The 19,811-nt window shown below is 51.6% G+C and carries 12 protein-coding genes; 8 read left to right on the top strand and 4 right to left on the bottom strand.

What is annotated here, in order from left to right; translation table 11 throughout:
- Positions 1-128: 128 nt before the first annotated feature.
- The 7 genes from cmoM to gloC all read left to right on the top strand — a co-directional run bounded on the left by cmoM (position 129) and on the right by gloC (position 10,884).
- Positions 129-914, top strand: a complete 786-nt coding sequence (gene cmoM / locus A7589_RS17570) for a tRNA uridine 5-oxyacetic acid(34) methyltransferase CmoM (protein WP_010349584.1) — start codon at positions 129-131, stop codon at positions 912-914.
- The gene (mukF, locus tag A7589_RS17565; protein WP_001288859.1) at positions 911-2,233 is read left to right on the top strand and encodes a chromosome partition protein MukF; all 1,323 of its coding nucleotides are present in this window, start codon (positions 911-913) and stop codon (positions 2,231-2,233) included. The genes cmoM and mukF overlap by 4 nt, the downstream gene beginning before the upstream one ends.
- A complete protein-coding gene (gene mukE / locus A7589_RS17560; protein WP_010344468.1) occupies positions 2,214-2,918 on the top strand; it encodes a chromosome partition protein MukE in 705 nt (234 codons plus the stop codon). The genes mukF and mukE overlap by 20 nt, the downstream gene beginning before the upstream one ends.
- On the top strand, positions 2,918-7,378 hold the full coding sequence (gene mukB / locus A7589_RS17555) for a chromosome partition protein MukB (protein WP_000572686.1): 4,461 nt from the start codon (positions 2,918-2,920) through the stop codon (positions 7,376-7,378). Before mukE ends, mukB begins: the two co-directional genes overlap by 1 nt.
- A gap of 255 nt (positions 7,379-7,633) precedes the next feature.
- Entirely contained in the window at positions 7,634-9,481 is a 1,848-nt protein-coding gene (gene ldtD / locus A7589_RS17550) for a L,D-transpeptidase (RefSeq protein WP_108188934.1), read from the top strand.
- Positions 9,482-9,661: 180 nt separating this feature from the next.
- Positions 9,662-10,210: a peptidoglycan L,D-endopeptidase MepK gene (gene mepK, locus A7589_RS17540; RefSeq protein ID WP_001516120.1), complete on the top strand. Its 549-nt coding sequence runs from the start codon at positions 9,662-9,664 to the stop codon at positions 10,208-10,210.
- Between the two features lie 26 nt (positions 10,211-10,236).
- Positions 10,237-10,884 carry a hydroxyacylglutathione hydrolase GloC gene (gene gloC, locus A7589_RS17535; RefSeq protein WP_001109464.1) on the top strand — a complete coding sequence of 216 codons (648 nt, stop codon included), beginning with the start codon at positions 10,237-10,239 and terminating at the stop codon, positions 10,882-10,884.
- Positions 10,885-11,105: 221 nt separating this feature from the next.
- On the opposite strand, the gene aspC is transcribed toward gloC, so the two are convergent.
- The 4 genes from aspC to pncB all read right to left on the bottom strand — a co-directional run bounded on the left by aspC (position 11,106) and on the right by pncB (position 16,925).
- The gene (aspC, locus tag A7589_RS17530; RefSeq protein ID WP_000462677.1) at positions 11,106-12,296 is read right to left on the bottom strand and encodes an aspartate transaminase; all 1,191 of its coding nucleotides are present in this window, start codon (positions 12,294-12,296) and stop codon (positions 11,106-11,108) included.
- Positions 12,297-12,480: 184 nt separating this feature from the next.
- A complete protein-coding gene (ompF, locus tag A7589_RS17520; RefSeq protein ID WP_000977931.1) occupies positions 12,481-13,551 on the bottom strand; it encodes a porin OmpF in 1,071 nt (356 codons plus the stop codon).
- 602 nt (positions 13,552-14,153) lie between these two features.
- Positions 14,154-15,554, bottom strand: a complete 1,401-nt coding sequence (asnS, locus tag A7589_RS17515; RefSeq protein ID WP_000117892.1) for an asparagine--tRNA ligase — start codon at positions 15,552-15,554, stop codon at positions 14,154-14,156.
- A 168-nt stretch (positions 15,555-15,722) separates the two neighbouring features.
- Positions 15,723-16,925: a nicotinate phosphoribosyltransferase gene (gene pncB, locus A7589_RS17510; protein ID WP_010349583.1), complete on the bottom strand. Its 1,203-nt coding sequence runs from the start codon at positions 16,923-16,925 to the stop codon at positions 15,723-15,725.
- Between the two features lie 265 nt (positions 16,926-17,190).
- Here pncB and pepN point away from each other — a divergent pair, with 265 nt between their 5' ends.
- A complete protein-coding gene (gene pepN / locus A7589_RS17505; protein WP_000193881.1) occupies positions 17,191-19,803 on the top strand; it encodes an aminopeptidase N in 2,613 nt (870 codons plus the stop codon).
- Positions 19,804-19,811: the final 8 nt, after the last annotated feature.

Genomic DNA, 19,811 nt, shown 5'->3' with positions numbered 1-19,811 from the left:
GGTTCCTTTTTTAACCATATAGCGAGGGATCGGCAGTGATATTACACCAGACGGGTTCATTCTCGCCGTGGCTGTGACAAAATAGCGCCTTTATCAGAAAACGTCTTAGCCAACCGGTGGAGAAAGCAATGCAGGATCGCAATTTTGATGACATTGCGGAAAAGTTTTCCCGTAACATTTACGGCACCACCAAAGGACAGCTTCGACAGGCTATTCTGTGGCAGGATCTTGATCGTGTACTGGTGGATATGGAGCCGCAAAAACTGTGCGTGCTGGATGCCGGTGGTGGAGAAGGACAGACTGCGATCAAAATGGCCGAACGTGGGCATCAGGTCATTTTATGCGATCTCTCCGCCCAGATGATCGACCGCGCAAAGCAGGCGGCAGAAGCTAAAGGTGTGAGCGACAACATGCAATTTATACATTGCGCCGCTCAGGACGTTGCTTCGCATTTGGAAACGCCCGTTGATCTGATATTGTTCCATGCGGTGCTGGAATGGGTGGCTGACCCCCGCAGCGTATTGCAAACATTGTGGTCAGTGTTGCGCCCAGGCGGCATGTTGTCATTAATGTTCTACAATGCGCACGGCTTGCTGATGCATAACATGGTCGCAGGAAATTTTGATTACGTGCAGGCGGGAATGCCGAAAAAGAAAAAACGGACGCTTTCGCCAGACTATCCACGCGACCCGGCGCAGGTATATCAGTGGCTGGAAGAAGCTGGCTGGCAAATTATGGGTAAAACCGGCGTTCGCGTGTTTCATGATTATCTGCGTGAAAAGCACCAGCAGCGCGACTGCTACGAAGCATTACTTGAATTAGAAACGCGTTATTGCCGCCAGGAACCGTATATCAGCCTGGGGCGTTATATTCATGTCACCGCGCGCAAACCGCAGAGCAAGGATAAAGTATGAGTGAATTTTCCCAGACAGTCCCCGAACTGGTTGCCTGGGCCAGAAAAAATGACTTCTCCATCTCGCTGCCGGTAGACCGACTCTCTTTTCTGCTGGCGGTTGCCACGCTGAATGGCGAGCGTCTGGATGGTGAGATGAGTGAAGGCGAGCTGGTGGATGCATTCCGCCATGTGAGTGATGCGTTTGAGCAAACCAGCGAAACCATCGGCGTGCGCGCCAACAACGCGATCAACGACATGGTGCGTCAACGTCTGCTGAACCGCTTTACCAGTGAGCAGGCGGAAGGGAACGCTATATATCGTCTGACGCCGCTCGGCATCGGCATTACTGACTACTATATCCGTCAGCGCGAGTTTTCTACGCTGCGTCTTTCTATGCAGTTGTCGATCGTTGCAGGCGAACTGAAGCGTGCGGCGGATGCGGCAGAAGAGGGCGGTGATGAGTTTCACTGGCACCGCAATGTCTATGCGCCGCTGAAATATTCGGTAGCAGAAATTTTCGACAGCATCGATCTGACGCAACGCCTGATGGATGAGCAGCAGCAGCAGGTGAAAGATGACATCGCTCAGTTGCTGAATAAAGACTGGCGGGCGGCGATCTCCAGCTGCGAATTGTTGCTTTCAGAAACCTCCGGTACGCTGCGTGAATTGCAGGATACGCTGGAAGCGGCAGGTGACAAATTGCAGGCTAACCTGTTGCGCATTCAGGATGCGACCATGACGCATGACGATCTGCATTTTGTCGATAGTCTGGTGTTCGATCTGCAAAGTAAGCTCGATCGTATTATCAGCTGGGGACAGCAATCTATCGACTTGTGGATTGGCTACGATCGCCACGTACACAAATTTATCCGTACTGCTATCGATATGGATAAAAACCGCGTCTTTGCCCAGCGTTTACGTCAGTCGGTACAAACCTATTTTGATGAGCCGTGGGCGCTGACTTACGCGAATGCCGATCGTCTGCTGGATATGCGTGACGAAGAGATGGCACTGCGCGACGAAGAAGTGACCGGGGAGCTTCCGCCAGATTTAGAGTACGAAGAGTTCAACGAGATCCGCGAACAACTGGCGGCGATCATCGAAGAACAGCTCGCCGTGTACAAAACCAGACAAGTACCGCTGGATCTTGGTCTGGTGGTACGCGAATATCTGGCGCAGTATCCACGTGCGCGTCACTTTGACGTTGCGCGTATTGTTATTGATCAGGCGGTACGCCTCGGCGTAGCGCAAGCAGATTTCACCGGACTGCCTGCGAAATGGCAGCCGATTAATGATTACGGAGCCAAGGTACAGGCGCATGTCATCGACAAATATTGAACAAGTGATGCCGGTTAAGCTGGCGCAGGCGCTGGCGAATCCGTTATTTCCGGCGCTGGATAGCGCCCTGCGTTCAGGCCGTCATATTGGCCTCGACGAACTGGATAATCATGCATTCCTGATGGATTTTCAGGAATATCTGGAAGAGTTTTACGCACGTTATAACGTGGAGCTTATTCGCGCGCCGGAAGGTTTTTTCTATTTACGCCCACGTTCTACCACTATTATCCCGCGCTCCGTATTGTCGGAACTGGACATGATGGTCGGGAAAATCCTCTGTTATCTCTATCTCAGCCCGGAACGGCTGGCGAACGAGGGGATTTTTACTCAGCAGGAATTGTATGATGAACTGCTCACCCTGGCCGATGAAGCGAAACTGCTGAAACTGGTAAACAACCGTTCTACCGGTTCGGACGTGGATCGCCAGAAGTTGCAGGAAAAAGTACGTTCTTCGCTCAACCGTCTGCGCCGCTTAGGCATGGTGTGGTTTATGGGGCACGACAGCAGCAAGTTCCGCATTACTGAATCGGTGTTCCGTTTCGGTGCGGATGTCCGTGCGGGCGACGATCCGCGCGAAGCTCAGCGTCGCCTGATTCGCGATGGTGAAGCTATGTCGCTGGAAAACCACCTGCAACTCAACGACGAAACTGAAGAGAATCAGCCAGATAGCGGAGAGGAAGAATAATGATTGAACGCGGTAAATTTCGCTCACTGACGCTGATTAACTGGAACGGCTTTTTTGCCCGTACCTTTGACCTTGATGAGCTGGTCACGACGCTTTCCGGCGGTAACGGTGCGGGTAAATCCACCACTATGGCGGCGTTCGTTACGGCGCTTATCCCCGACCTGACCTTGTTGCATTTCCGTAACACCACGGAAGCCGGGGCTACCAGCGGTTCGCGAGATAAAGGCCTGCACGGTAAGCTAAAAGCGGGGGTCTGTTATTCGATGCTTGACACCATCAACTCGCGCCACCAGCGCGTGGTGGTTGGTGTGCGTCTACAACAGGTTGCCGGGCGCGATCGTAAAGTTGATATCAAACCGTTTGCCATTCAGGGCTTGCCGATGTCGGTGCAGCCGACGCAACTGGTGACCGAAACCCTGAACGAACGTCAGGCGCGCGTGCTGCCGCTTAACGAGCTGAAAGACAAGCTCGAGGCGATGGAAGGCGTGCAGTTTAAGCAGTTCAACTCCATCACCGATTACCATTCGCTGATGTTCGATCTGGGCATCATCGCGCGTCGTCTGCGTTCTGCTTCTGATCGTAGTAAATTCTATCGTCTGATCGAAGCCTCGCTGTACGGCGGTATTTCCAGCGCCATTACCCGTTCTCTGCGCGACTACCTGCTGCCAGAAAACAGCGGTGTGCGTAAAGCGTTCCAGGACATGGAAGCGGCGCTGCGTGAAAACCGCATGACGCTGGAAGCGATTCGTGTCACCCAGTCTGACCGTGACTTGTTCAAGCATCTGATTAGCGAAGCCACCAACTATGTGGCGGCGGACTACATGCGTCACGCCAACGAGCGCCGTGTCCATCTCGACAAAGCTCTGGAGTTTCGTCGTGAGCTACATACTTCGCGTCAGCAACTGGCGGCGGAACAGTACAAACACGTCGATATGGCGCGTGAGCTGGCAGAGCACAACGGTGCCGAAGGCGATCTGGAAGCGGATTATCAGGCGGCCAGCGATCACCTGAACCTGGTGCAGACTGCACTGCGTCAGCAGGAAAAGATCGAACGTTACGAAGCGGATCTCGATGAGCTGCAGATCCGTCTGGAAGAGCAAAACGAAGTGGTGGCAGAAGCCATCGAGCGCCAGGAAGAGAACGAAGCGCGTGCGGAAGCCGCCGAACTGGAAGTGGATGAGCTGAAAAGCCAGCTTGCTGACTACCAGCAGGCGCTGGACGTCCAGCAAACGCGCGCGATCCAGTACAACCAGGCGATTGCTGCGCTTAATCGTGCCAAAGAATTGTGTCATCTGCCGGACTTAACCGCCGACAGCGCCGCCGAATGGCTGGAAACCTTCCAGGCAAAAGAGCTGGAAGCGACCGAAAAAATGCTCTCCCTTGAGCAGAAGATGAGCATGGCGCAAACCGCGCACAGTCAGTTTGAGCAGGCTTATCAACTGGTGGTGGCAATCAACGGTCCGCTGGCGCGTAACGAAGCGTGGGAGGTCGCCCGCGAACTGCTGCGCGAAGGGGTCGATCAGCGCCACCTGGCAGAACAGGTTCAGCCGCTACGGATGCGCTTAAGCGAACTGGAACAGCGTCTGCGCGAGCAGCAAGAAGCCGAACGACTGCTGGCAGAATTCTGCAAACGTCAGGGCAAGAATTTCGATATCGACGAACTGGAAGCCCTGCATCAGGAACTGGAAGCGCGCATTGCCTCTCTTTCTGACAGCGTGTCTAACGCCCGTGAAGAGCGCATGGCGCTGCGTCAGGAACAGGAACAACTGCAATCACGCATTCAGAGTCTGATGCAGCGTGCGCCGGTTTGGCTGGCGGCGCAAAACAGCCTCAATCAGTTGAGCGAGCAGTGCGGTGAAGAGTTCACTTCCAGTCAGGACGTCACTGAATACATGCAACAGTTGCTGGAGCGTGAGCGCGAAGCGATTGTTGAACGTGACGAAGTGGGCGCGCGTAAAAACGCCGTTGACGAAGAGATTGAGCGTTTAAGTCAGCCGGGCGGCTCTGAAGATCAGCGCCTGAATGCGCTGGCAGAACGTTTTGGCGGCGTGCTGCTGTCAGAAATTTATGACGACGTTAGCCTTGAAGATGCGCCGTACTTCTCTGCGCTATATGGCCCGTCTCGGCACGCGATCGTCGTGCCGGATCTGTCGCAGATTGCCGAACAACTGGAAGGTTTAACCGATTGCCCGGAAGATCTCTATCTGATCGAAGGTGATCCGCAGTCATTCGATGATAGCGTGTTCAGCGTTGATGAGCTGGAAAAAGCGGTGGTGGTGAAAGTTGCCGACCGTCAGTGGCGTTACTCACGCTTCCCGGAAGTTCCGCTGTTTGGTCGTGCGGCGCGCGAAAGCCGTATTGAAAGTCTTCATGCCGAGCGTGAAGTGCTCTCTGAACGTTTTGCTACGCTCTCCTTTGATGTACAAAAAACCCAGCGTCTGCATCAGGCATTTAGCCGCTTTATCGGCAGCCATCTGGCGGTGGCGTTTGAGTCCGATCCGGAAGCCGAAATCCGCCAACTCAACAGCCGTCGCGTCGAGCTGGAGCGGGCGTTGAGTAATCATGAAAATGATAACCAGCAGCAGCGTATTCAGTTTGAGCAGGCGAAAGAGGGCGTTACGGCGCTAAACCGCATTCTGCCGCGTCTCAACCTGTTGGCTGATGACAGCCTGGCGGATCGCGTCGATGAAATCCGTGAACGTCTGGATGAAGCACAGGAAGCCGCGCGTTTTGTTCAGCAGTTCGGTAATCAACTTGCAAAACTGGAGCCGATGGTTTCGGTGTTGCAGAGCGACCCGGAACAGTTCGAACAGTTAAAAGAAGATTACGCGTACTCCCAGCAAATGCAGCGAGATGCCCGTCAGCAGGCATTTGCCCTGACTGAAGTGGTGCAGCGTCGTGCGCACTTTAGCTACTCCGACTCGGCAGAAATGCTCAGCGGTAACAGCGATCTCAACGAAAAACTGCGTGAGCGTCTGGAGCAGGCGGAAGCGGAACGTACCCGCGCTCGTGAAGCGTTGCGTGGTCACGCAGCGCAGTTGAGCCAGTACAACCAGGTACTGGCCTCGCTGAAAAGTTCTTACGACACCAAAAAAGAGCTGCTTAACGATCTGCAACGCGAATTGCAGGATATCGGTGTGCGTGCCGATAGCGGGGCAGAAGAACGGGCGCGTATTCGCCGTGACGAATTACATGCGCAACTGAGCAATAACCGTTCACGTCGCAACCAACTGGAAAAAGCACTTACCTTCTGCGAAGCGGAGATGGACAACCTGACCCGCAAACTGCGCAAGCTGGAACGTGATTACTTTGAGATGCGCGAGCAGGTGGTGACCGCCAAAGCGGGCTGGTGTGCAGTCATGCGCATGGTGAAAGATAATGGCGTTGAGCGCCGCTTACATCGTCGCGAGCTGGCTTATCTCTCCGCTGATGATTTGCGTTCCATGTCGGATAAGGCGTTAGGTGCGCTGCGTCTGGCGGTAGCGGATAACGAACATCTACGCGACGTGCTGCGTATGTCGGAAGATCCAAAACGTCCGGAACGTAAAATTCAGTTCTTCGTGGCGGTTTACCAGCATCTGCGCGAACGTATTCGTCAGGATATTATTCGTACCGATGATCCGGTGGAAGCTATCGAGCAGATGGAAATCGAACTTAGCCGTCTGACTGAAGAGTTAACTTCCCGCGAACAGAAACTGGCGATCAGTTCCCGCAGCGTGGCGAACATTATTCGCAAAACCATTCAGCGCGAACAGAACCGTATCCGTATGCTCAACCAGGGATTGCAGAACGTGTCGTTCGGTCAGGTGAACAGCGTGCGTCTGAACGTGAACGTGCGTGAAACTCACGCCATGCTGCTGGATGTCCTTTCTGAACAGCATGAACAACATCAGGATCTGTTTAACAGCAACCGTCTGACCTTCTCGGAAGCTCTGGCGAAACTGTATCAGCGCCTTAACCCGCAGATTGATATGGGCCAGCGCACACCGCAGACCATTGGTGAAGAACTGCTGGATTACCGCAACTACCTGGAGATGGAAGTTGAGGTTAACCGTGGTTCCGATGGCTGGCTGCGTGCGGAATCGGGCGCACTATCTACCGGTGAAGCAATTGGTACAGGTATGTCGATTCTGGTTATGGTGGTACAGAGCTGGGAAGATGAATCACGCCGCCTGCGCGGTAAAGACATTTCTCCTTGCCGCCTGTTGTTCCTCGATGAAGCAGCGCGACTGGATGCTCGTTCTATCGCCACGCTGTTTGAATTGTGTGAGCGTTTGCAAATGCAGCTCATCATCGCGGCGCCAGAAAATATTAGCCCGGAGAAAGGCACCACCTACAAACTGGTGCGTAAGGTATTCCAGAATACCGAGCACGTACATGTGGTTGGTTTACGTGGCTTTGCGCCGCAGCTTCCTGAAACGCTTCCAGGAGCTGACGAAGCGTCTTCCCAGGCAAGTTAAGATTAAGGCGGCAGCGATGTCGCCTTTTTTCCGAAAACTCCGTTTCTGCACTAAAAAAATGCCGCATTACGGCGCGCTTTTCTTTAAACTTCTTTACATTAGGTTGTGTAAAAACGTGTCGGTGTTTATATACTGAAGGTAAGCCTGATAAGTAACAGGCTTGCTCGTCATACTTTCGTGAGTATTGGCGTTGTACAGGCAAGTAGAGAAAAGCAGCCTGGCTATTCAAAGTATGATAAAAACAGGGGGCAAGGGATGTTGCTTAACATGATGTGTGGTCGTCGGCTTTCGGCAATGAGTTTGTGTCTGGCCGTAACATTCGCTCCACTGTTCAGTGTGCAGGCTGATGAGCCTGAAGTAATCCCTGGCGACAACCCGGTGGCTGTTAGCGAACAGGGAGATGCACTGCCGCAAGCGCAAGCTACGGCAATTATGGCGGGACTTCAGCCGCTACCAGAGGGTGCGGCGGAAAACGCTCGCACACAAATCGAATCTCAATTACCCGCAGGTTATAAGCCGGTTTATCTTAACCAGCTTCAACTGCTGTATGCCGCACGTGACATGCAGCCGATGTGGGAAAACCGTGATGCGGTAAAAGCCTTCCAGCAGCAACTGGCGGAAGTGGCGATTGCCGGTTTTCAGCCGCAGTTTAATAAATGGGTAGAGTTACTGACTGATCCTGGCGTTAACGGTCTGGCACGCGACGTAGTGTTGTCGGATGCAATGCTGGGCTATCTCCATTTCGTTGCTAACATTCCGGTCAAAGGTACGCGCTGGTTGTACAGCAGTAAACCTTATGTGCTCTCTACACCACCGCTCTCGGTCATTAACCAATGGCAGGTGGCGCTAAATAATGGTCAGTTGCCAACGTTTATTGCAGGACTGGCTCCGCAGCATCCGCAATATGCCGCGATGCATGAATCTTTATTGACCTTACTCAGCGATACTAAACCGTGGCCACAACTGACCGGTAAAGCAACGCTGCGTCCTGGCCAGTGGAGTAATGATGTACCAGCACTGCGCGAGATTTTGCAGCGAACGGGAATGCTCGAAGGCGGACCGAAAATTGCGCTCCCTGGCGATGAAACACCCGCTGATGCAGTCGTGAGTCCGTCCGCCGTTGCCGTCGAAACAGCGGAAACTAAGCCGATGGACAGGCAAACTACGGCTCGCAGTAAACCGGCACCAGCCGTACGCGCCGCCTACGATAATGAGCTGGTGGAAGCCGTTAAACGTTTTCAGGCATGGCAAGGATTGGGGGCAGATGGCGCTATCGGCCCGGCAACGCGGGACTGGTTAAATGTAACGCCAGCTCAGCGTGCAGGTGTGCTGGCACTCAACATCCAGCGTTTACGCTTGCTGCCTGCGGAGCTTTCTACTGGCATCATGGTCAATATACCCGCCTATTCTTTGGTCTATTACCAGAACGGTAATCAGGTGCTGGACTCGCGGGTAATTGTCGGTCGTCCTGACCGAAAAACACCGATGATGAGCAGTGCTTTAAACAATGTGGTGGTGAATCCGCCGTGGAACGTACCGCCGACGCTGGCACGCAAAGATATTTTGCCAAAAGTGCGTAACGATCCGGGTTATCTGGAAAGTCATGGCTATACGGTGATGCGCGGCTGGAACAGCAAAGAAGCGATTGATCCGTGGCAGGTTGACTGGTCAACGATTACTGCGTCGAATTTACCGTTCCGCTTCCAGCAAGCTCCTGGCCCACGAAATTCTCTAGGACGGTATAAATTTAATATGCCGAGTTCAGACGCTATCTACTTGCATGACACGCCTAATCACAATCTGTTCAAGCGTGATACACGCGCGTTAAGCTCAGGGTGTGTGCGGGTGAATAAGGCATCTGATCTGGCAAATATGCTATTGCAGGATGCAGGCTGGAATGACAAGCGTATTTCCGACGCCCTGAAGCAGGGAGATACCCGTTACGTCAATATCCGTCAGTCGATTCCGGTTAATCTCTACTACCTGACCGCGTTTGTCGGTGCAGACGGTCGTACTCAATATCGTACAGATATTTACAATTATGATCTGCCTGCGCGATCCAGCTCGCAAATTGTATCGAAAGCGGAACAATTAATCAGATAAATGAAGTAGTTCGGGTAAATCAGTTGTCGTAATAATTGGCATGATTGGGGGTTATTCTCGGTAGCCCCCATTACTGCTGGGATTGAGTCATCTTGACGTTAGCTTTATGGGCGGTTAAGGTGCCTCTTGTGCGCCAGAAGTGCATATAAACGATAACATTGACCTGTAGACTTGATTATCATGGACAAATTCGACGCTAATCGCCGTAAACTGCTGGCGCTTGGTGGCGTTGCACTTGGTGCCGCCATCTTGCCGACCCCTGCGTTTGCGACACTCTCTACCCCACGTCCGCGTATTTTGACACTCAACAATCTCCATACCGGAGAGTCAATTAAAGCGGAGTTTTTCGATGGCAGAGGCTATATTCAGGAAGAATTGGCAAAACTAAACCATTTTTTCCGCGATTTCCGCGCGAACAAAATAAAGTCCATCGACCCAGGATTATTCGACCAGTTGTATCGCCTGCAAGGGCTGTTAGGCACCCGCAAACCGGTGCAACTCATTTCCGGTTATCGCTCTATTGATACCAACAATGAACTACGCGCGCACAGCCGTGGGGTAGCGAAGAAAAGCTATCACACCAAAGGCCAGGCGATGGATTTCCATATTGAAGGTGTCGCGTTAAGCAATATTCGCAAAGCCGCGTTATCTATGCGTGCAGGTGGTGTAGGATATTACCCACGTAGTAACTTTGTGCATATTGATACCGGGCCAGCACGGCACTGGTAACAATCGCTTAACGAAACAGGGGCAGTATGAATTATCGTATTATTCCGGTCACTGCATTCTCCCAGAATTGCTCATTGATCTGGTGTGAACAAACTCGCCTGGCTGCACTGGTTGATCCTGGCGGCGATGCAGAAAAAATCAAACAGGAAGTTGATGCCAGCGGCCTGACGCTAATGCAGATCCTGCTTACGCATGGTCACCTGGATCATGTTGGCGCGGCGGCGGAACTGGCGCGACATTACGGCGTGCCGGTTCTTGGTCCGGAAAAGGAAGATGAGTTCTGGCTGCAAGGCTTGCCTGCGCAAAGCCGTATGTTTGGCCTGGATGAGTGTCAGCCACTAACACCGGATCGTTGGCTGAACGAAGGCGACACTATCAGCATAGGGAATGTGACTTTACAGGTGTTACATTGCCCTGGGCATACGCCGGGTCATGTGGTCTTCTTTGATAATCAGTCAAAACTGCTCATTTCTGGCGACGTTATTTTCAAAGGTGGAGTGGGGCGCAGTGACTTCCCGCGTGGCGATCACAATCAACTGATTTCTTCAATTAAAGATAAATTGCTGCCACTGGGGGATGACGTGACATTTATTCCGGGTCACGGACCATTATCCACTCTTGGTTATGAGCGCCTGCATAATCCCTTCCTGCAAGATGAAATGCCCGTCTGGTAAAGGCGTATAAAAAAGCCCGCTTTCAATGCGGGCCTGGATTTCTGGCAAAGTGCGCTTTGTTTATGCCGGATGCGGCGCGAGCGCCTTATCCGGCCTACAAAATCGTGCAAATTCAAAATATTGCAGGGGACGCGTAGGCCTGATAAGCGTAGCGCATCAGGTAATGCTGCATTTGTCATCAGTCTCAGCCCGCTTTCAGCGGGCTTTGTTGGTTTTAACGCTTACAGCACTGCCACAATCGCTTCGCACAGCGGAGCCATGTTGTCTGGCGTCATCCCGGCTACGTTCACACGACCGGAAGCTACTGCATACACGCCAAACTCTTCACGCAGACGCAGTACCTGTTCTTTAGTCAGACCGCTAAAGGAGAACATGCCATTCTGTTTGATGATAAAGCTGAAGTCGCGGTTTGCACCTTTCTCCTGCAGCGTATTAACGAACAACTGACGCATACGCTGAATGCGCTGGCGCATATCGGTCAGCTCTTGTTCCCAAATAGCACGCAACGCATCATTGCTCAAGATAGTGGCAACAACCGAAGCTCCGTGCGCTGGTGGGTTAGAATAATTCGCACGAATCGCTGCCTTCATCTGGCTGAACGCGCGATCAACGGTTTCACTGTCAGCAGCAACCAGCGTACATGCGCCTACACGCTCGTTGTACAGACCAAAGTTTTTAGAGTAGGAACTGGCGACGATAAGTTCTTTATGCAGACCAGCGAAAACGCGCAGACCTTCAGCATCTTCTTCCAGACCGCGAGCAAAACCCTGGTAAGCGAAGTCAAACAGCGGTAACCAGCCTTTCTCAACGGAAAGCTGCGCCAGCGTTTGCCATTGCTCCAGTGTAGGATCGATACCGGTTGGGTTATGACAGCAGCCGTGGAACAGAACCACATCGCCAGCCTGGGCTTCGTTCAGACTGTTAATCAGGGCGTCGAAGTCCAGAGTATGTTTTTCTGCGTCGTAATAAGCGTATTCACGTACTTCCAGACCAGCAGAGTTGAATACGCTCTTATGATTTGGCCAGCTTGGGTTACTTACCCACACACGCTTAACACTGGTATTTTTCGCCAGGAAATCGGCAGCCACGCGTAACGCACCAGTACCACCTGGGGTCTGAGCCGTGCGGGCGCGTTTGTCGTTGATCAGGGCGCTACCTTTACCAAACAGTAATTCCTGGGTGCAACGACCAAATTCAGGGATACCGTCAATGCCGAGGTAGTTTTTGGTGGTTTCATTTTCGAGCAGATACTGTTCAGCCTTTTTAACGCTGGTCAGTACCGGAGTTTTGCCCGTCTCATCTTTATAGACACCAATCCCGAGGTTAATTTTGCCAGGACGTTCATCGGCACGAAACAGATCGGCCAGACCCAGAATCGGGTCGGCAGGAGCGGCGGTAATGTTCTCAAACATGACGAGGTTCCATTATGGTTACAGAAGGGAAGTCCGCTATCAGGGTAACGGGAGATTTACAAAATTCCAACTATTACTGATGAAAACGCCGGCTGTTTTTGCAAGACGTGAGATTGCTCTGGAAGGCATAAAAAAAACAGGACCAAAGTCCTGTTTTTTCGGCATTTAACAAAGAGGTCTGCTATTAGAACTGGTAAACGATACCCACAGCAACGGTGTCGTCAGAACCTACGCCCAGTTTGTTGTCAGAATCGATCTGGTTGATGATGTAGTCAACATAGGTGGACATGTTTTTGTTGAAGTAGTAGGTTGCGCCCACTTCAACGTAGTTCACCAGATCAACATCACCGATACCTTCTACGTCTTTCGCTTTAGACTTGGTGTAAGCGATGGACGGACGCAGACCGAAATCGAACTGGTATTGCGCAACTAACAGAACGTCTTGCGTTTTGTTGGCAAAGCCGCCAGTGATCGGCGTAGCGTTACGGGTTTCACCGTAGTTTGCTGCCAGGTAGATGTTGTTCGCATCATACTTCAGGCCAGTAGCCCACTGTTCAGCTTTTTTACCCTGGCCGAGAGGCTGAGCTTCCTGCAGGTTGGTACGGTCAGCGGCACCATAAGCACCAACGATACCAAAGCCTTCGAATTCGTAGCTGATGGAGCCGCCAACGCCGTCGCCGTTAGAACGACGTGCGGTGTCACGTTCGTTTTTACCCAGGTACTGAACAGCGAAATTCAGGCCGTCGACCAGACCAAAGAAGTTGGAGTTACGGTAAGTTGCAACGCCGCCAACACGGCCAACGAAGAAGTCATCGCTGTATGCAGTGTCACCACCAAATTCTGGCAACATATCGGTGTAACCCAGTGCATCATAAACAACACCATAGTTACGACCGTAATCGATTGAGCCAGCATCAGCAAATTTCAGACCAGCGAACGCCAGACGGGTTTTGTTGCCATTTTGGGCATCAGAACCCTCAGAGTTGTTACCCTGGAAGTTGTATTCCCACTGACCGTAACCGGTCAGATCGGAATTGATTTGAGTTTCCCCTTTAAAACCAAGGCGGGCATAGGTCATATCGCCATTGCCACCGTAACTGTTTTCACCGTTACCCTTGGAAAAATAGTGCAGACCGACAGCTTTACCGTACAGATCTACTTTGTTGCCATCTTTGTTATAGATTTCTGCAGCGTTTGCAGTACCTGCTACTAACAGAGCAGGGACGATCACTGCCAGAATGTTGCGCTTCATCATTATTTATTACCCTCATGGTTTTTTTTATGACACCTGCCACTGCCGTCAATAAGTTTCGTCAATAAATATTTACGGAGCTATTGATGAAAGTTTGGTGTCTTTATGTATCTGCAGGCATCTTTCCATTCAAACTAACGTTTCGCTACCGTGAAAGTGCTACAAAGATAAAGATATAGTTACAAAAAGAAAAAATATGTAACCAAGGGTAAATTTTAAGGAACTTTGTGAACGCCGTCATATTTCCATTGGACTTTAATGATATTTACAGTGAGTTTGATCTATTTATATGATTTCCTTATATTAAATTTAGCTAAACGGAAATTTTCGCTCTGATGATTTCTCTCGGTGGCTTCGCTAAAACACACGTTCAGACATCCAGAAAGCCAATAGGAGTTATGGAAATTGTGCTATTGGCTAAGAAATAACTAATCCGCAATAAGAATGCGGATTATTTTTTGTTCATAAATGTTACGTGGAAATATTCCGTAACAGGAAGGTTGTTGTGACAGGGTTGCAAATAGATTGATTGACTTAACAAACAGATAACTTGACAGAAGGGAATAGAAAAGAGCCAGCGGGCGCTGGCTCTCGGAAAAAATAAATTAGAAGCTGGCGTTACGCGGGGTACGCGGGAACGGAATCACGTCACGCACGTTTTGCACACCAGTCACGTAGGCGATCAGGCGTTCAAAACCAAGACCGAAACCGGAATGCGGAACAGTACCGTAGCGACGCAGATCGCGATACCACCAGTAATCTTCTTTGTTCAGACCCATCTCCAGCATACGTTCGTCCAGCACGTCCAGACGCTCTTCACGCTGGGAACCACCAATGATTTCACCGATGCCCGGTGCCAGTACGTCCATTGCTGCAACGGTTTTACCGTCTTCGTTAAGGCGCATGTAGAACGCTTTAATGTCTTTCGGATAGTTTTTCACCACGACCGGCGCTTTAAAGTGTTCTTCTGCCAGGTAACGTTCATGCTCGGAAGAGAGATCCACGCCCCAGTAAACCGGGTTTTCAAATTTCTTACCGCAATTTTCAAGGATGGTTACCGCGTCGGTGTAATCAACCTGCGCAAAGTCGGCTTCAATGAAGCGTTCCAGACGGCTGACAGCATCTTTATCTACGCGTTCAGCGAAGAATTTCATGTCGTCAGCACGTTCTTCGAGAACCGCTTTGAAGACATATTTCAGCATGGCTTCAGCCAGACCGGCGATATCGTTCAGGTTAGCAAACGCCACTTCCGGCTCCAGCATCCAGAATTCCGCCAGGTGACGGCTGGTGTTGGAGTTTTCTGCACGGAAAGTCGGGCCAAAGGTATAAATTTTGGACAATGCGCAAGCGTAGGTTTCGCCGTTCAACTGACCAGATACGGTCAGGAAAGACTCTTTACCGAAGAAGTCTTTGTCGAAATCGACTTTGCCCTGATCGTTACGCGGCAGGTTTTCCAGATCCAGCGTTGAAACGCGGAACATTTCGCCAGCGCCTTCGGTATCAGATGCGGTAATCAGTGGTGTTGAAACCCAGAAGAATCCCTGCTCGTTAAAGAAGCGATGCAGCGCCTGTGCCAGCGTGTGGCGAACGCGCGCAACGGCACCAATCAGGTTGGTACGTGGACGCAGGTGAGCGACTTCACGCAGATACTCAATGCTGTGGCGTTTTGCTGCCATCGGGTAAGTGTCTGGATCCTCAACCCAGCCGGCAACTTCAACGTTGCTGGCCTGAATTTCAAATTGTTGCCCCTGGCCCGGCGACGCCACGACTTTACCCGTCACAATGACCGAGCAACCGGTGGTCAGACGCAGGACGTCTTCATTGTAATTGGGCAGAGAATTATTGATGACAGCCTGTACAGGATCAAAGCAGGAACCGTCATAAACGGCGAGGAAGGAGATGCCAGCTTTTGAATCTCGGCGGGTACGCACCCATCCGCGCACGGTGACTTCGCTGTCAACGGCTACGCGGCCCTGGAGTACGTCGGCTACAGGCACAACGCTCATAATATTCTCTCTGTTAATAGTCGGAAAAAATAAACACTTGTCCACCCGTCAATGGGGGGATACCTATGTTACCTGGCATCTGCAATCAGACAAGCAGAATTCGCAGATGGGACAAAAGATTTCGGAATAAAAGGCAAAAAAGGGAGCCGTTATGGCTCCCTGATGATATTAACTGGCTTTTTTAATGTGCGGAAGGTCGAACGCTTTACGCAGCGCACGGACAAACGCTTTGTCATGGCAGATAGTTTTGCCAGGACTGTCAGAAAGTTTCGCCACCGGTTTACCGTTACACTCCACCAGCTTAATCACAATATTCAGTGGTTTGACCTGGGGTATATCGCAGGTCAGGCGCGTACCGATACCAAAGCTTAATTGCACACGGGAAGAGAAGTGGCGATAAAGCTCGACCGCTTTGCGTAAATCCAGATTGTCAGAGAAAACCAGCGTTTTGCTCTGCGGATCAATTCCCAGCTTCTCATAATGTGCAATAGCTTTTTCGCCCCATTCAACCGGGTCGCCGGAATCATGGCGAAGCCCCTGGTAACGACTGGCAAACTCCACGCCGAAATCACGCAGAAAGGCATCCATAGTAATGCAGTCGGTTAACGCAATGCCAAGTTGGTCAGGATATTCTTCCAGCCACGCAGCAAGTGCGGCGCGCTGACTATTGGCAAGATCCGGGCTGATTTGTTGATGCGCCTGGAACCATTCGTGTGCCTGCGTTCCCATAGGGGTGAGGGAAAGCCGACGCGCCAGATCGTAATTACTGGTGCCAACGAACCAGGGTTCCTGTTGCAAACGTTTAACGATGGTTTCTTGTACTTCGCGGGAAAAACGGCGGCGAGTGCCGAAATCCATCAGATGGAAGCGCGACATCTCGAGATCGGCGGTTAATGCCGAAAAGTCGACTAATTTGCTTTCCAGCGTATCGAGGGCTTGCGCAACGTCGGCCTGCGGTGAGCGATAGCGATGTACCAGTTCACTGATGACCGCCAGCAGAGGAACTTCCCAGAGGATGACTTCACGCCACGGGCCGGTTAAACGAATATCCAGCTTACCGTTATCGTTGGTGACGGTGACCTGTTCCGGGTTAAAGCGGAACTCGCGTAGCCAGTTGAGATAGTCGGCCTTAAAAAAAGGCAGGGCAGAGAGCCATTGATATTCATCATCCTGCAGGCGCAGGTGCTGCATCGCCTGAACCTGTTCACGAATAGCATCGGCATAAATACCCAGCAGATCGTCACCTCGGCAACGAAACTCCGCCGCGACATGCACATCATAATAGTGATGAAACACGGCTTGCTGCATATGCAACTTATAAGCATCTGTATCCAGCAACGAGTGCAGAACAGGAGAAGCGAATTGTGTCATAGGTGCGCAGTAGCGTCCTCGTACGGGAGCGTTTAGTACAATAAACATCTTCAGGAACTGCTGGAGTATACCTTGTTTCGCAATTTATTGAACCCCGATCACACCATATGCCACCTTTATGGTCGATGGTATTGCGCCCTGTATGTTATAAAAATGTAGCAATAAAAGCGTTTGTACCTGAAAAGATGAAGATTCTGCGTAGCGAGATTTATGCAACAGGAATAGACTGAACACCTGACTCTATAAAAGATGCTAAAGGTTATTTATGACTCAACAGCCACAAGCCAAATACCGTCACGACTATCGTGCGCCGGATTACCAGATTACTGATATTGACTTGACCTTTGACCTGAACGCGCAAAAGACGGTGGTTACCGCGATCAGCCAGGCTGTCCGTCATGGTGCATCAGATGCTCCGCTTCGTCTGGACGGCGAAGATCTTAAACTGGTTTCTATTCATATTAATGATGAGCCGTGGACAGCCTGGAAAGAAGAAGAGGGCGCACTAATCATCAATAATTTACCGGAACGTTTTACGCTTAAGATTGTTAATGAAATTAGCCCGGCCTCCAACACCGCGCTGGAAGGGCTTTATCAGTCAGGCGATGCGCTCTGCACCCAGTGCGAAGCCGAAGGTTTCCGCCATATTACGTACTATCTCGACCGCCCGGACGTGCTGGCGCGTTTTACCACCAAAATTGTTGCCGATAAAACTAAATACCCGTTCCTGCTTTCCAACGGTAACCGCGTTGCGCAAGGCGAACTGGAAAACGGACGTCACTGGGTACAGTGGCAGGATCCGTTCCCGAAACCGAGCTATCTGTTTGCGCTGGTAGCTGGTGACTTCGATGTACTTCGCGACACCTTCACTACCCGCTCCGGTCGCGAAGTGGCGCTGGAGCTGTATGTCGATCGCGGCAATCTTGATCGCGCGCCGTGGGCGATGACCTCGCTGAAAAATTCCATGAAGTGGGATGAAGAACGCTTTGGCCTGGAGTATGACCTCGACATCTATATGATCGTTGCAGTGGATTTCTTCAACATGGGCGCAATGGAGAATAAAGGTCTTAACATCTTTAACTCCAAATATGTGCTGGCGCGTACCGACACCGCAACCGATAAAGATTATCTCGACATTGAGCGTGTCATCGGTCATGAATATTTCCATAACTGGACTGGTAACCGCGTTACCTGCCGTGACTGGTTCCAGCTCAGTCTGAAAGAAGGCTTGACCGTTTTCCGCGATCAGGAGTTCAGTTCTGACCTTGGTTCCCGCGCAGTTAACCGTATCAACAACGTACGCACCATGCGCGGATTGCAGTTTGCGGAAGACGCCAGTCCGATGGCTCACCCAATCCGTCCGGATATGGTCATTGAAATGAACAACTTCTACACCCTGACCGTTTACGAGAAGGGCGCGGAAGTCATTCGTATGATCCACACCCTGTTGGGCGAAGAAAACTTCCAGAAAGGGATGCAGCTCTATTTCGAGCGTCATGATGGTAGTGCTGCGACCTGCGACGATTTTGTTCAGGCGATGGAAGATGCGTCAAATGTCGATCTTTCCCATTTCCGTCGCTGGTACAGTCAGTCCGGTACGCCGATTGTGACCGTTAAAGACGACTACAATCCGGAAACCGAGCAGTACACTCTGACCATCAGCCAGCGCACACCAGCCACGCCGGATCAGGCAGAAAAACAGCCACTGCATATTCCGTTTGCTATTGAATTGTATGACAACGAAGGCAAAGTGATTCCGTTGCAGAAGGGTGGCCATCCGGTTAATCCGGTATTGAATGTCACCCAGGCGGAACAGACCTTTGTCTTCGATAACGTCTACTTCCAGCCTGTGCCTGCGCTGCTGTGCGAATTTTCTGCGCCGGTGAAACTGGAATATAAGTGGAGCGACCAGCAACTGACTTTCCTGATGCGCCATGCGCGTAATGATTTCTCTCGCTGGGATGCGGCACAAAGCCTGCTTGCAACCTACATCAAACTGAACGTCGCCCGTCATCAGCAAGGGCAGCCGCTATCTCTGCCGGTGCATGTTGCCGATGCTTTCCGTGCGGTATTGCTCGATGAGAAGATTGACCCGGCGCTGGCGGCAGAAATCCTGACGCTGCCTTCCGTCAATGAAATGGCAGAACTGTTCGATATCATCGACCCGATTGCCATTGCTGAAGTGCGTGAAGCTCTCACCCGTACTCTGGCGACTGAACTGGCGGATGAGTTGCTGGCTATTTATAACGCGAATTACCAGAGTGAGTACCGCGTTGAGCATGAAGATATTGCGAAACGCACTCTGCGTAATGCCTGCCTGCGTTTCCTCGCTTTTGGTGAAACGCATCTGGCTGACGTGCTGGTGAGCAAGCAGTTCCACGAGGCCAACAATATGACCGATGCGTTGGCGGCGCTCTCGGCGGCGGTTGCTGCGCAGTTACCATGTCGTGACGCGCTGATGCAGGAGTACGACGACAAGTGGCATCAGGACGGCCTGGTGATGGATAAATGGTTTATCCTGCAAGCCACCAGTCCGGCGGCGAATGTGCTGGAGACGGTGCGTAGCCTGTTGCAGCATCGCTCATTTACCATGAGCAACCCGAACCGTATTCGTTCGTTGATTGGTGCGTTTGCGGGCAGCAACCCGGCTGCGTTCCATGCCGAAGATGGCAGCGGTTATCAGTTCCTGGTGGAAATGCTCACCGACCTGAACAGCCGTAACCCGCAGGTGGCTTCGCGCCTGATTGAGCCGCTGATTCGCCTGAAACGTTACGATGCCAAACGTCAGGCAAAAATGCGTGCGGCGCTGGAACAGTTGAAAGGGCTGGAAAATCTCTCTGGCGATCTGTACGAGAAAATCACCAAAGCTCTGGCTTGATACAAACA

Source organism: Escherichia sp. MOD1-EC6475 (assembly GCF_003046645.1).
Classification (GTDB): Bacteria; Pseudomonadota; Gammaproteobacteria; order Enterobacterales; family Enterobacteriaceae; genus Escherichia; species Escherichia ruysiae.
This window is presented reverse-complemented; position numbering and strand designations above follow the sequence as displayed.